General features: G+C 48.6%; 11 protein-coding genes and 1 tRNA gene. 6 read left to right on the top strand and 6 right to left on the bottom strand.

All coding sequences use genetic code 11. The features are described from left to right. Nucleotides 1-5: 5 nt before the first annotated feature. Nucleotides 6-1,904: an O-antigen ligase family protein gene (locus PHD76_00580; GenBank protein MDD5260320.1), complete on the bottom strand. Its 1,899-nt coding sequence runs from the start codon at nt 1,902-1,904 to the stop codon at nt 6-8. A gap of 302 nt (nt 1,905-2,206) precedes the next feature. Between PHD76_00580 and glf the strand changes: the two genes are divergently transcribed. From glf to PHD76_00550, 6 genes are all read left to right on the top strand, one after another. Beyond that, nucleotides 2,207-3,331, top strand: coding sequence for a UDP-galactopyranose mutase (gene glf, locus PHD76_00575; GenBank protein ID MDD5260319.1), 1,125 nt, complete (start codon nt 2,207-2,209; stop codon nt 3,329-3,331). 84 nt (nt 3,332-3,415) lie between these two features. Then, a tRNA-Met gene (locus PHD76_00570) sits at nt 3,416-3,492 on the top strand. 1,113 nt (nt 3,493-4,605) lie between these two features. Continuing rightward, complete coding sequence (locus PHD76_00565; GenBank protein ID MDD5260318.1) at nt 4,606-4,809, top strand: hypothetical protein; 204 nt, start codon at nt 4,606-4,608, stop codon at nt 4,807-4,809. After that, complete coding sequence (locus tag PHD76_00560; protein MDD5260317.1) at nt 4,806-5,627, top strand: hypothetical protein; 822 nt, start codon at nt 4,806-4,808, stop codon at nt 5,625-5,627. The genes PHD76_00565 and PHD76_00560 overlap by 4 nt, the downstream gene beginning before the upstream one ends. Before the next feature lie 98 nt (nt 5,628-5,725). After that, nucleotides 5,726-6,046, top strand: a complete 321-nt coding sequence (locus tag PHD76_00555) for a hypothetical protein (GenBank protein MDD5260316.1) — start codon at nt 5,726-5,728, stop codon at nt 6,044-6,046. Continuing rightward, entirely contained in the window at nt 6,040-7,305 is a 1,266-nt protein-coding gene (locus tag PHD76_00550) for a relaxase/mobilization nuclease domain-containing protein (GenBank protein MDD5260315.1), read from the top strand. The genes PHD76_00555 and PHD76_00550 overlap by 7 nt, the downstream gene beginning before the upstream one ends. 2 nt (nt 7,306-7,307) lie before the next feature. On the opposite strand, the gene PHD76_00545 is transcribed toward PHD76_00550, so the two are convergent. From PHD76_00545 to PHD76_00525, 5 genes are all read right to left on the bottom strand, one after another. Then, nucleotides 7,308-8,342 carry a hypothetical protein gene (locus PHD76_00545; protein ID MDD5260314.1) on the bottom strand — a complete coding sequence of 345 codons (1,035 nt, stop codon included), beginning with the start codon at nt 8,340-8,342 and terminating at the stop codon, nt 7,308-7,310. Between the two features lie 33 nt (nt 8,343-8,375). After that, the gene (locus PHD76_00540) at nt 8,376-9,080 is read right to left on the bottom strand and encodes a DUF1828 domain-containing protein (GenBank protein MDD5260313.1); all 705 of its coding nucleotides are present in this window, start codon (nt 9,078-9,080) and stop codon (nt 8,376-8,378) included. 82 nt (nt 9,081-9,162) lie between these two features. Beyond that, complete coding sequence (locus PHD76_00535) at nt 9,163-9,636, bottom strand: hypothetical protein (GenBank protein ID MDD5260312.1); 474 nt, start codon at nt 9,634-9,636, stop codon at nt 9,163-9,165. A gap of 34 nt (nt 9,637-9,670) precedes the next feature. Then, nucleotides 9,671-11,338, bottom strand: coding sequence for an AAA family ATPase (locus PHD76_00530; GenBank protein ID MDD5260311.1), 1,668 nt, complete (start codon nt 11,336-11,338; stop codon nt 9,671-9,673). Next, entirely contained in the window at nt 11,335-14,817 is a 3,483-nt protein-coding gene (locus tag PHD76_00525; GenBank protein ID MDD5260310.1) for an N-6 DNA methylase, read from the bottom strand. Before PHD76_00525 ends, PHD76_00530 begins: the two co-directional genes overlap by 4 nt.

Genomic DNA, 14,817 nt, shown 5'->3' with positions numbered 1-14,817 from the left:
GCCGCTTACGGCGCGGGCGCGCCCGGCTTGGGCAAAGATTGCAGGGCCTGTCGGGCCAGAGCGCGGATTTGCTTGTCGGTATCTTTTAGAACGCTGACTTGAAGGGCGGCTTCAAATTGCTGTCGCGCGAGGTCATATTCTTGCGCCGCCACCAGATGGAAGCCGTAGTGATATTTGAAAAAGACATTATAAGGCTGGTTTTGGATGGCCTTGGCGTAAAAAAGATAGGCTTCATCGTAGCGCTGCAAAACATCCAGCGTCATGCCCTGCTTGATGAGCAGGTTGTCATAGAGGGGATTGGAATCGCCTGCCAAGGCATAATATTTCAACGCCAACAACCCAATCCGTTCACGCTCGCGGATGAAGGATTCGATGCCCGGCTTGTCCCCCTCTTGTCGGGCCTGGCTGATGCTGGGGTTGAAATTTGCCGCTTTGACCCTGAAAGCATCGCCCGCTTTTTCCAGCAATTCCGTGGCATTGGGATCCGCATCATAAAGCTGATCGGCTGCGGTTGTGATATCTTCCACGCTCATATCCATGATGCTGCTGTCGGACTGGTTGAAAAAACCCATTCCATTGGAGGTTTTAAGCGTCAGATAGAGCATGAGGGCTGCGGAAGCCGCGCCGGCGCCCAGTAGGGCGAAGTTGGGGATCTGGCCGGCAAAAGAACGGATGCTTTTACGCCGCAACTGGAAGCCGCCGCAGGCTGTCAAAATAAAAAAAGCCAGCGCGCAGGCCGGGACGTGAAAGTTGAAATCAACGAAAGAATGAACGGCCATGATGGCCAGCACCGTGCAGCCGATGCGTGCCAGTACCTGCTCGAGTTCCGTGCCGTCGGACTGTGCTTGTTTATGCCAGAGACGCCAGGCCAGCAGGGCCATGAAGGCAAAAACCAGGACAAATCCCACAAGGCCGTAATCCGCCAGCAGGTTGAGATAATCATCGTGCGTGTAAACCGCGCGCCCGCTGAAATTGACCGGGTGGATGCGTTGATGGACAAAGTCAAAGGTGGCCATGCCGCTGCCGAGCAGTTTGTTGTTAAGCCATATCCGGATGGCATCCTGGGCAAGCAGCACCCGGACATCCCCGCTCAATGTTTGATGGATGCGGGAAAGCGCAAAATCATTTTTTATCACGGCGAAAACGCAGCCCCCCAATACAAGGATCAGAACGGCAAAGGCCGCCAGTTTCAATCGCAAAGGCTTTTGCGGATCCTTGGACGCGAGCAGAAACGTCACGAAGAGCCCGGTTGTCCAGCCGATATAGGAACCGCGTGAATAGGAGAAATAAATTCCTGCCGTAAGCATCGCAAAAAGATAAAGAAAGAAAATGCGGGCAGGCCAGTTGACCCGGCTGTAGAAACAAAGCCCCAGTATGGCAAATCCCGTCATGGCCATGAGATTGCCGAAATGATTCGGACAGCCGAACGTTCCTGAAATTCTCTGCCCATAGTCCGGACGGGGTTGGTCCCAGATGAGATATTGGGCATCGCCTTTGTTACCGAGGCCGTAAATGCAGGATACTGTTGCCGCCACAATCAACAGAGCCAGCAATCCAATATACCATTTCTGGTTGTGGACCACATTGCGCACGGCGATAAAAACCGCCGCATATGTGAAAATCCAGAGCAGTTCAAAACGGGCCGGATACTCCGCCGGGGTCCGGTAATGCGAAAAAACGGCATAGGCCAGCCAAGCCATCACTACGATTTCAAGCCAGCTTCCCGTTAGGGCCTTGCGCCTGATATTGCGGATAACGGCCACCACAATCAGCAGCCAGAGCAGCGCGCCCAATGGAAAAAGCCAGACGGCAAAATCATGAGACATGCCTCCCCATACCAGTGTCGTGGCTGAGGCCAGGATTCCGGCCAGGATGATAGTCGCAATCGACAAAAAACGCGTCAAAAGCGACGTTTTGTGGGCAGAGTCCTGAATAAGAGCATCGTCCTCCATAACTGTTGCGAAAGCGTAACCGGCCCGATTACAAATGTGAAACTGAATTTAAGACCCCAGCCTGCCTATCTCACGCGCGTCACGAAAATTTCCCCTCAGATATTTTCACCCGTTGGCGGGAAGTAAAACGCCGGGGATAAGCAGGCTCTTGCAAAACCGACTCAAGATAAGGCAGTTCCAATTCAAAATAATTCTCATTCAGGCGGAGCTTGGAATCAACCGGCAGGCAGGTATAAACGCGGTTTGAGGAATACGTGAATAAATTTGATTATCTGATCGTGGGCGCCGGCTTTGCCGGATCTGTCCTGGCCGAGCGGCTGGCTTCCCAGTCAGGCAAATCCTGCCTGATCGTTGAAAAGCGCAACCACATCGGGGGAAATGCGTATGATCACACGGACAGCGCAGGCGTTTTGCTCCATGCCTACGGCCCGCATTATTTCCGCAGCAACTCGGACCGTATCGTCAAATACCTCAGCCAGTTTACGGACTGGCACCCGGTCGAATACAAAATCCTGTCGTGGACCCAGGGCCGTTACTGGCAGTTCCCTATCAACCTGAACACATTCGAGCAGTTGCTGGGAAAACCTTCCACGACGGAGGAAATGGAAAAAACCCTGGCGCAGTGGCGCGTGCCGATATCAAGTCCGGCGAATTCGGAAGAGGTCATTGTTTCCCAGGTGGGATGGAAGTTGTATGAGATGTTTTTCAAAAATTACACCCGCAAACAATGGCGCCGCGACCCCAGGGAGCTCGATGCCGGCGTCTGCGGGCGCATTCCGATCCGCACCAACCGGGATGACCGTTATTTATCTGAAAAATTCCAGGCGCTGCCCAAGGAAGGATACACCCGGATGTTTGAGCGCATGACGGCGCATCCGAAGATCCGGATTCTCCTCAACACGGATTATCGCGAAATCCTGCCGCAGGTGGAATACGGGCACATGATTTATACAGGGCCGGTGGATGCCTTTTACGACTGCTGCCACGGCGTCTTGCCGTACCGCTCCCTGCGTTTCGAACCCGAAACCCTGCCCCAGGAATATTACCAACCTGCGCTGCAGGTGAATTATCCGAACGACTACGATTTCACACGGATCGTGGAAATGAAACACGCGACCGGCCAGAAACTGCCGGTGACGACGATTGTGCGGGAATATCCTGAAGATTTCGGGCCCGGCATGGAGCCGTATTACCCCGTACCTGCGCCCGATGCCCGGGCGCTGTATGAAAAATACCGGCTACAAACCGAGGCGGAGAAAAAGGTCAGTTTTGTCGGCCGGCTTGCGACGTACCGCTATTACAATATGGACCAGGTGGTGGGCATGGCGCTTGAGGAGTTCGAGAAGTTGAAATCGGGAGGGCGAGGCCGCCTGAAATAAGCCCCTCCCCGGCGAAAGCCGTGCTTCGCTTCGAGCAAGAGGTTGACAACACCGGCCGAATCACTATCCTTACATTTCCTCAATCGCGGGGTGGAGCAGCCAGGTAGCTCGTCAGGCTCATAACCTGAAGGCCGCAGGTTCAAATCCTGCCCCCGCAACCACTTTAAATACCCCTAAGTATCTTGTTTTGAGATTCTTAGGGGTATTTCTCTGCCTGACAGATTTTCATTGGCAAAGTTAAGCAACGTTTGGCAAAGCTGTTATTTTTGTCCAGAAAATTGTCCAGATTTTGCATTGTTTACCACCTTGGACGATTTGACTTTGATTTCATTGTAGCGTAAGATGCTGTTGTTGGGGTTACTAAAGGACATTAATTGCCTGCTATGGTCCGCGCAGGAACCGGATGGAAGCACGAGTGGTAACCAGTCCACTCCGCTTCAGCAAGGGCTGAAGCGGTCATGCAGACGCCACTAAAAGCACCCACTTTAGGCAGTGCAACTCAGTCGTCTGTGACGGTTGGGACCTCAGGTATTTGTGACGAAGTCAGTCCTGACTCGATCCACAATTATACTTCACGGCCATGTGGTAAAATAAGTAGCCGGGCCAGTCTCCCAAGTTTACTTGTTGAGGGAGTGCGCCCCTTCGTGACCACAGTTCGCACATTAAAACTTGCTTCAGGTGGGCAATCAAAATTAATAGACCGGCTGCTAAGAGTTTCTAAAACTGAGACTGGCTGGCTTGAATTTTACCGCATTGGTGGCCCCGGACGGGAAACGCTTATTTGGACCGATTCTGCTGAACGGGCATTACAGAGGATCTTTGTCAGAGGCGAACTACCTCCGCCCCTACCGTCTGAAATTTCGCATCTTAAAAAAAGACGCCTTCCCAGCGGAAGTGCGGGAGGCGGAAATCCAACTAAAAAGAACCCATGAACTATAAATCTACCGTATCTCCAACTCATCCACCTGTTAACTTTGACCCGCCGACAGCGAATTTGTACCGCCTCGCGTGTACATTCCCTTGTTTCCGGTCGAAGTTGCATCTGGTTTTTTCTAAACAGCGCTTCAGCCCTAGCGACATCAATTCCAGAATGCCCAACTGGAGTAGCGGCGAACAGCTTGTTGGGCAGTTCTTGCTTCATGTTTGGTGCCTTCGGAAGTGGCCATTCGATAGCACTTATGCCGTTTGCCACTGGGATGATGATAACAGGAAAGCGTATGCCGCATGGTGCGCAAACCCATTTTTTCCATAAATAAACCAAAAAGGACAACACAATGAACCCAAACTATATAATTGATCTTGAGGAGCGTTTCAAGGCTATCGGGATCACTAACCCACCCCCGAAGGCCTTGGAATTGGCACGAACCAGAGCCACAAAAGTTCTGGATGAAGACAAGACAGAGTTAATGTCCTTTGTGGAAGCACTGGACGGAAAAAGCAGAAAAAAATACACCAGAAAAACGGAGGAAAATGTATGATTGGTTTCGACCCCGAAGACCCTGATTCATCAGAACCCAACCCCCCAGAAAATCCAAAGAATGAAGCACCGAAAAAGCTAGAGAGTTTGGCGGAACGAATGGAGCGCATTTTAAGAAATCCACCGACTCCTCCTCTTGCTTTGCAGCGTAATCTATCGAATGGATCTTTAACCCCTGAAGATCAAACGGAACTGGAGTCCAAAGGGTTTAAAATTGAAAGCAAAAGCAGCCCTGGAATTTGGTTGTCAGCAGGCCGCAGGGAACATTTTGATTCTGGCCGAATTCGTAACCTACGACCGACTGAAGCAGGCGGATATGCGGCCGTTGTTTTTCACTACTGCGAGACCGATTCGTGGGAAACAGTTGAACTCAAGCTCACGGAGAAGGCTAGCACCAAAGAGACCGCTTGGCTTATTGGTCAGGCTATTAAATCCAGCCGTGTGCCGTTCATTCTTGTCGGCGTTATTCGCAGGAAGCTTTCAGAGGAATCCTATGAGGACTACCCCGATTACGATAAAATACCCACTAAGGATTGGGCAAAAATGGAAGCGGAAGGAGTGCAGGACAAGAAAAAGATCAAAGACCTACAGAAGTCAGACAAACAGAAGGACAGTAGGATTAACCATTTGGAGAACGAAAATGTAGCACTGAGCGAACAACTTCACGAAGCCCGGATCACGATTGAGATACTGTATAAAAGAGACAAAGCTAAAGACTGGAAATGGGCACTCATAGGATTTGGCTCGGGGTTTGTACTTTGTGCGGCACTTTGTGCGGCACTTTGGGCAATCACTCTATACACCAAGCACATGCTATGAATAACTACGGCGAGGTTAGGCGTGTATCACTTGGAGTGCTCACGCCTACCTCGCCAAGGGGGCGTTCCGCCCCCTTGGAACCCCTGCATAAAGCCCCCATGAACCCCCAGGAAAAGCGTAACCGATGGCTCCGCGTCAGACTGAATGACGCGGAAGAAGCCGCCATCTTTGCACGTTACCAGCGCCGGAAAGTTCCCGCGTTGGTGCGGGCACTATTGCTTGGCACAAAGCAACCAGAGGGCATGCCCAACGCACCGATTGATTCCACTGAAATACTTTGGAAGGCACAGATTTTGAGCCAACTACAAAGCATTTCCCGAGCCGTGAATGAACACCCATCAATTTCAGCTATCTACTGCGTAAAATTACAAGCGGCACTGCTGGCAATCCTGAACAAGTTAGAGGGTGAACTATGGTAATCAGTTTTTTTGGTGGCGAGCGTGCAAATGTGGCTTACCTCGTCAGAAATCCTACGGCGATGGTGCTTCGTGGTGATCCAGTTATAACTGAAGAACTGATCTCGACTTTGGATTTTTCACAACGTTTTTGCTCGGGGTGTTTATCATTCAATGAGGCGATAACGCCTGAAAAAGTCACCCAGCATATTGAAGAATTTGAAGAGGCAATTTCTTCTGGTCTTCCTAGCAATGCGATAAACAAGCTTTGGGTTAGGCATACCGACAAAGGCCGGACAGAGCTTCATTTTTTGATGCCCCAAATAAATCTATTATCAGGAAGGCAATTGACAATTTATCTGGACGCACGTGACCGGCGTTTAATGAACGCACTGAGAGACACCATAAATTTGCGGGAAGGTTACACCCGGCCCGACGATCCAAGCCGCAAAAAAATGACATCCATTCCGTTACGGATTGCAAAAGCCAGTAAGGATTTTATCAGTGAAATTGACGCACTTATTCAGCATGAAATTGCCGCCGGAACGATTACCAAACGGGATGATGTTGTGCTCTATTTGGAAGCCCAAGGCTATGAAATTAAGCGCAGTAAAAAGGGCAAACTTCCGGCTGAATATTTAAAAATAAAAAAACACTCTGACGAAAAGTTCACGGGCCTTCGTGGAGCATATTACAGAGCTGATTTTTGCACCGAAATATGTAATCAAAATACACAGCCCTCTATTACCAAAAGGCAGGAATTAGAGGAGGCAATGGAACGGCTCAAAGTTGAGAAAGAACGGCGGGCAATCCGCCAGTCAGCTCGTCATGAAATGGCAATCCGAGCTGAAAAAAAACGGCAACTAAGGCATCAAAAAGACCTACCTAAAACTTCCGCTGAAATTTCCATAACTCCTCCGCAGAGTCCACCGACTTTTTTACCAACCCAACAACAGAAACCGACTTATGAAACCGAGCGAAATACTAACCCATTTTCAACAATCCTTGGAGAGTCTGGAAGCTTCGCATCAAGGACAAGTAACTGGTTTGGCCGAGCAGTTCAAACTCTTGTCCGCAGCCTTGCAGGCCTGTTCCGAGCGCAAGCAGTTGCAGCAGCAGGAGCAAGCGGCCTTGGCGGCCTCAGTGCAGCAGTTGACATCTGTTGTGAGCATCTTGTGCGAAAGATTGGAAGATTTGAGCTCGCAGTTGGAGAACTAACCTTAGATATCACAGTCAAACGTCCCGTAGCCAAAACCAGAGACATCTCCGGGCCAAGCCTCTGACCTTAATGGGCACGTAGCGCATCTTCAAAGGAACGAGCCTTGAGCAGGTCGGTCCTACGAACATAAACGGGGCCGTAGGGTGCTTTAGTTGATTTCTTTAGCCTGATTTGTTTGATCTTTTTAGCTGGGCCGGAAAACACAAGTTCATATTTACCCTCGTTTCCGTATGGGCGGATTTGCTGCACTTCCGCAATATGTGTGACTGCACTAATGGGGCGCACTTGATAGGCCGCTAGATATTTGATGCGATCCAGCATACCGGGACTAATACGAACCGCCCACCAACGATTTCTGCCTAAAAAAGTGTCTTTAAAGCCTTCTGGCCGCGCAGGCACAACCAGGGTGTCACAGGTCAAACGTCGTTGCCGATGTAACTCAGCTTTTTTGGAGTTTTTGTTTACTGTGCCCTTTGAACCTGATGCGGCAAAATTAATGTCCTCTTCTTCCCCGTATAGGGTTTCAATTTCATAAAGCATTTCGCCCTTATCGCTTTTGAAGGCCTGCACCTCAAGAACGCTAATCGGTTTCGCGAATACTTTACAAACGTTGTCCAAGTCCTCCGTCCTGTTGTCGATGACAACAAGGCCGTTGAAGGGCTGATTAAGGACGGCCAGGTCGAGGTAAGCATCCAAGTTTTCTGCTTTGGATTGCTTCTGAGCGCATAACAATTTCTTTCGGAAAGCCGAGTCATTGAAAACGTGAACTCCTAAAAATCTGCGTACTGGCAACTGGTCTTTTGAAAAACTGACTGCGAATCGGATGAGTTGCTCAGTAATGTGTTTATACAAATCGTGTGAATGGATTTCGATTTCTATTACGTAAAGTTTTGGTGAAATGGGGTCAGCCAAGTCCAGAACGTAGGCATCCGGGATGCAGCTAATATCGCCCTTACTGACTTTCCGTTTGATGGAAATATAAATCGACGTTTCACCAAAAAGACGGTCCGCCAATTGGCCAATGTGACCTTCAAAATCCTTCTCACTTTCCCAAACAACAGAGCGGAAAAATTGCCCGTTTTTATTTGTTATTAATGCCATACTTTCTTAGTTCAGGCTTTGCTGCAAAAGCAATCATGCAGCGAGGGCTTCACCCAAGAATTTAGAGATGCGCTCTTTGTTAGCTCCAAGGCTGGAATATTGTTTTTCGCAAACATCACTAAATCGGGACAAAACCTTGCGGTTGATTGACTCCTGCTCTTCAAAAATGGCCAGCGAGCGGAACTTGTGTCCCCACCGCTCAAAGTTAAGCAATGAAATAGTTGAATCCCTTACCTTGTCGTCATTTGGCAATGCAAATATGTAAATCGGTTTTTCCATACCATTAAGTTTACAATCGACCAGATATTTACCTTCAGAGTCATTTTGAGGATCGTGCCAGTTGAAAGCTCTTCGGCTGGCCGGAATTGTCTGCGTCATAAAGCCTTCAAAATCCTCCATGAAAGTTGACCGTACTCGTTCCCGTGAAAGGTAGGTAACATCAGATATTTTGATCAATGCCTGGACAAAACTAAACAGAGCATCACCGTAGCGATCTTTCTCAATCCGCATTAGGAGTTCTCCGTCCTTATCTTCTACTTGGAAAGCATCCAGGGCATTGCTAATAATTTGCTGACGCGTTCCTTTTTGAAGGGATGCTTCGTCAATCTCGTAGGTCAAATGCATGTAAGTATGGCCTTCATCGGCAAGAATCCACTTGCCATCTTCATGGCGCAAAACCACAGCCAGATGATCACCGTCTTGGAACATGAAGGGGGTAAAAACCCGGTAGCGATTCATGCCCTCCGGTTCTACGCGCACTTCCTCGCATACTTTGCGTTTAAAGTCTTGTATGATTGTGTCTGTTGTCATCGCAGTTTAATCAAATGAGCTCAATCTGAGCATTAGCTGGCAGGATAAAGTTGGCATCTTGCAGCATAGACTGCAAGGCTCCTTGAAAGTCCTGATATCGGTTCGTAGGTTCAGCGTAAGAGTCCTCTTCCCAACCTGTTCGCTGATAACGTTCTGTGGCCATGTGTATGTGGTAATCATACATCTTGACCCGCTCCAATTTATTCGTGTGTTCGTGACTTTTTCCGTTATGCCGTCTTAGGCGAAATTCCTCATTTTTCCCTTTGGGAACAACACACAAAATCACGGAAAAATCCAGTGGGTTAATGGAGGATTGGCGCAACTTTAGGACAAAATCACTGCCTGCCTCACCCTCTACGGCCAATTCCCGCTCTCGATGTCCGCGCTTGGCTTTGGTCACAACCCTGAGTGCGTAGTCAGCAGGCAGCGGCTTTCCCTCAAGAAGAAGCGCTTGGATTTCACTGTCTGTAAACTGAACTGGCATTAAGGGTCTATTTTGACTGATTGCGTTCTATTGCTCAAGCCAAGTCTACTGGGTTTTCGACTTCAGATGATACTGGCTTTCTTTTTAACAAACCAACAAGAAATCTGCGTTGTAGAATGAGTTCGTTGTGAGCATCAAGCGCGGATTGACGCACTGTTCGATCAAGTTCGTCCACTGCGAAAATGGCATCTTCAATCTCTCGACTATAACGGCTAACAGGCTCGGAATGGCTAAGGGGATTTAACACCCAACTCAGTGCGTATCCAACTCTTTCAACCAATTTTTCAGGAATGATCCGAACACTCTGGGATTTAACTGGCAGTCTAATGGTTTTGCCAGCGGCAATAGTGCAATACTCGGCAGGCAAAGGAATCTTTCTTTGCGCGTCCTTCAAAGCTGTCCACAAATCGTTTGCTTTTACATCACGAAAAGATGTACGGAAGCGAACAGGAATGGCGAAAGTTTCACAGGCCCATTTAAGTGTGACTTCAAACTGTTCTCTAGCATAAACTGCTGCAGACTTAACATGGCCAACTTCAAAATATTCAAGCGCCCTAAGAAGTAAATCGGAGTCGTCCAAAACTATGGGTTGTTCATGGTCTCCTACACGTCGAGAATAGGCCTCAAATGCCTGCCAGTTTCCTCCTGGACGTAATCGCTGTTTAGCGATCTCAAACCAAGGCCGATCATGTGTTAACAGTAATATCTGCCAGGTAGCGAATAAATTGCGCAAGATGTCTAAAACAGGAACTCGATTATCCATATCTAATCCAATTAATACATCATCCAGAACAAGTACTCGCGCACTTTCTATTTCTCCGGGACTAGGCTCATGGATGCTCATTTTGTACCCTGCCAAAAACAAGGATAAAGCAAGGGCTGAAAGACGAGCTTCATTCAAGAAGTGTTGTGGTTCCTCCGGAGTTTCAGTGTTCAGAGTTGCATCTAGCCACACATCCATCCCGTAAAATTTTCTGGCGGTTTCGCTGTATTTTAATGTGCCTGGAGTGAGTTTGACGGTTAGTCCGGTGGCTTTGAAGTCACCTAAAAGCTTGTTAACTTCATCAGTCAATAAACCTAACAATGGAGGCAAAGTGTTGTTCCAAAAGGCCTCCGCATTTTTAACTCGGTTTCTCCAACGGCTTCCGCGATGACTGGAAGGCTTGACTGCAAGCACACGCTTCCAAGCAATTCCCAAAGTTTCATCACTTTTCCTGTGGCTTGAAATAGGTATGTGAGCAAGGAGATGCTCCACGATTAGCGAGAACAAATTAACCCTGCCATGGCGATGAACGAAGTTAGTTTCAAGCATGGCTCGGTAGTCGAGGCAGCCAATACTTCTTGCTGTCAGATTTAACTCTGTTGGAGCATCCTGCATGTGCGGTGAACGCTCTTGAGTCTCTGACCATTCCGCAGTCAGTTCAGGTCGATCAAATTCAATTCTGACTTTTCCCGTGGCCAGCAGTTGGTTGTTATTGTCTCTGGCAAAGGCATTGCGAAACGAAGAAAATGGTTTTTTAGCACCTGATTTTGTAAGTAGATTATCCGGCTGAAACAACTCAACCAGAGCACGATAAAGACTGGATTTACCGCTCCCATTTTCTCCGAATAAAAGCAGATTATTTCCATTTAGTTTAAATTCGTAATCCAGTGGACCGGGAAACCCACGAAAGTTGTTCAGAATGATCTTCTGGATTTTCATTGTTTCGATTCAATCAGACGGACAATTGGCAATGAACCCAAAGTAAATAGGGCGCGGCGTAGAACGTGGTTTGGGTCGGTCATGACTTGTGTGAAAGCAGTAATGGCCTTGGCATCACCGGCTTCTGGTAAGCCAGTTTTGTCTACGAGATCAAAGAAGCGAAGATTTGCAATGTGTAATTCCTCTGGAAAATAGAGTTCGTAAATCAAGGCGTTTAGGATGGATTCAAGTAGTGGAGTTGTTCCACCCGAAATTAAAATTGAAACAATGCGTTCCACCAATCTCTTTTGAATTTCTGTGGCTGATACAATAGGCAGAGCCTCCACATACATTGGCTTAAATTCATAAAAACCGCCTTGTTTTGTGGCTGCCGTTTTACGGATAAGCCAAAACAGAACCGATGAATTTAGTTGAGCTAGTAAAAAGTCGATTTCAGATGTGACGCAAATTGAGGTTTTGTCGTTTGAATAAAAACCGTTAAGTTCTGGAGCATATGCGCAATCTTTTTCGATTGCCGGAATGATAATTTTAGGATTTTCGAACTCTTTCCAGTAGGCGCACGAACGCAACTCCCAGAAATATTTCCCTTGATCGTCACGACTTTTTAGTTGTTCAAACTTATTTTTGCAGCCGCGTTTATCAGGCTCTTCAAGCTTTATGTCTTCCAGGCCCTCCATAAAGCACTTAATCGCTGGATAGATTTCACCAAAAGTCTTCCAAGCTTCCGAATCTTTCTCCCCAGTCCAAGGGTGTGTGGCATTTTCAGATGATTCGATTTTAATCAGAAACTGAGCGTCAAATTCTGTGCGCCAACGTTTCACATCTCGTCCTCGCAAAAACGGTTTCAGCACCACTTCTGAGGAGGGGTGCTTTGCAATCAAGGCATCTCTTGTTTCCCTATCCACTACGAATGCATCATTCATACCGGTTAAAATGCCGCGATAGAGCCGCCGATTGATATATTCGCCCAGAGGCGTACCGTATTCTTTTAGCCGTTTCAGCAGGGCTAGCACGTCGGGCCGCTCAATCCTCCAGCTTTCTGCCGTGAATAGATTTTGTTGAATAAAGAAGCTTTGGGCCGAAAAGATGCGGGCAAAATCCTCCACTGGTGACCCCGGTTCCCACGTCATGGCTTTCACCTCCCCGGAATCGGGCTGTTCCTTCGTAAGCAGCACGATGCTGGGATAGGCAACGGCGGTGAAGACCGGAGCATCCCCGAAATCAATGACCTGATGCAGGGTATGCCTTTCCGCCAGAAAACCACGCAATTTATCGCCATAACCCGCGCGGAAATATTTATTCGATGTGATGAAGGCCAGCGATCCACCTCTAGTCAACAACTGCACAGAACGCTCGTAAAAATAGACATACAAATCTGCGGTACCCTTGAAGCATTCGTAGTGTTCTAGCCGAGGCTTGAGCTCTTTGATGTCTTCCTGCCTCACATATGGAGGATTGGCCACAACCACATCAAACCCACTGCGGGGCGGTTGTTTTTTGGTCACCAGCTCCTGCTGGCCCTTAATCTGGTTGACCAAAAGTAGGTTGTTCAGAACCGTGCCGCCCGTGACGGATTGGAGCGGGAAGACATCCGGACAGAGCAATTCCTTCGGGAAGAACGGCAGGGCGTGAGTGCCCTGATTAAGCCAGTCTTGGAACAAGGTTTTGTTTTCGGGATAAAGGCTGGCGGCGTCCAAGGCGCTCTTTCGTTTTTTGGACTCGGTTCCCTTTTTTAAAGCGGTGCGGACATACTGGCTGCGGACACCTTGATAAAGCTCATCGAGTTTCTTTCCAATGGCCAGACGGCGGGCTGGCTTTTCCTTGGCGTTGCAGCCGAAGAAATCCTGTTCTAAATCGTACAGTTCAATCAATCCATCCCGTAAGAATAGATCTTCCCGATCCAAAGGCGGCGGATCAAATAAAGTATTTAGGCAGAAAAATTTGAGATCCAAATTGGGCAAGGGCAGGACTTTTATTCTGTCGGATTCAACCATAAGCGACAGCCAGCAGCGGAGCTTTGCCAATTCAATTGCCATTGGTTCAATGTCCGCTCCGTAGAGGTTATTTTTAATGATCCTCAGTTTAATTTTGTAGGCGTCAAAGTGGTCATCCAGTTTTTCGTAAAGTTCCGCCAGAACGTGCAGAATACCTATGGGGAAAGCCCCGGAGCCAACCGCAGGGTCAAAGATTTTTAGTTTGTCCAGGGAGTCAAGCAGTCTTCCTTTGTCCACGGAGAACTCCGCCAAGGCGGTTCCAGAAGATTGCGCAAACAATGCTTCCCACTGGTCTTCTTTTACTTCAGGGAACAGGTTCTGAAGCCTGAGGCGTACACCTTGGCGACAAAGATAATCTACTACTTCACGCGGAGTATAAAACGTGCCGTGTGCATCACGGGCGCTCTGGCCTGTCTCAGTGTTGACTGTGGCAAGCAAATTTTCAAAGATTTGCCCCAACATTTCCGGGTCAACGGCGATTTCGACATCCTGAAGCGAGTTTTCATCGACGGTGAAGTTGTATGCTTGGAAGGTTTCAAACAGATTCTTGAACCACTCCGGGGGAATATAAAACGAAGGATTGGGCCAACCGTCATGGGGGTCATGCGGTTCAAACAAACCGCCATTGAGATAAGGAACCTTGGAAAACTCCGGTGGCAAGTTGGCCGGACGGTCTTCCTTTGGCTTGTTTAAGGTCTGAAAGAAAAGAGCCCCAAGAGTTTTCTGATAAAAAGTGACGTCCCGTTCATTCTCTGGATCGAACAGGGCAATGGGGACAATGCCTTTCTTGGCCAAAAATCGGAGGAATACTAATCGTCCCAGAAGACGGGTGGCAAACTGAGCGCGAATACGCGGTTCTTCAAACCCTTTGATGCGCTTGATCTTTTCCAAGTGCTCTTTTAGATCGGCATGATGTTGTTCAATGGCTTTGTAAAATTCACGGGTTACACGTGCGACCGAGAAAGCTTGGGTGACCGAATCCAAAGTGGGACGGGCATCCCGTTCCAGCAATTCACCCAAGCGTTGGGTGGCCGTTGTACAGGGCTCCTCTGGGCCAAGGACATAGGTGTAACGCTTGGGGGCCGTCTCGGTTGTCTGAAGTTTCCCGTCTACGGTAAAACTTGATTGCTTTGTGATGAAGGAAAGTCGGTATTCCTGGCTGCTGGGGCGATAAAACAGCACCAAGGCCCCGTGAATGGCGGCCTGATCTACCAGCTTGGCTACAAGTGCACGAAGGCCAACGCGATTGCGGGCAATGACCGTGTGTTCGCTGGCTATCTCCACTTCAAATAATCCCAAGCGACTGTCATCGGCCAGCGGGAGGAATCCCGTTTGACGGATACTTTTAGCCACTTCTCCATCTGCAATGACTTCCTGCGGAGCTTGAAAGAAGGCCGTGCCGGGAAATAGCCGGGGCAGAATATCCTTCCACGTTTCCGAGGAAAATTTTTGGCGGAGTTTTTCGCGTAGTTCAGTGCGTGTCAT

The sequence above is a fragment of the Candidatus Methylacidiphilales bacterium genome (genome assembly GCA_028713655.1).
GTDB lineage: Bacteria > Verrucomicrobiota > Verrucomicrobiia > Methylacidiphilales > JAAUTS01 > JAQTNW01.
Note: the sequence above shows the minus strand (reverse complement) of the source record. Positions and strands in the feature narration are given on the sequence as shown.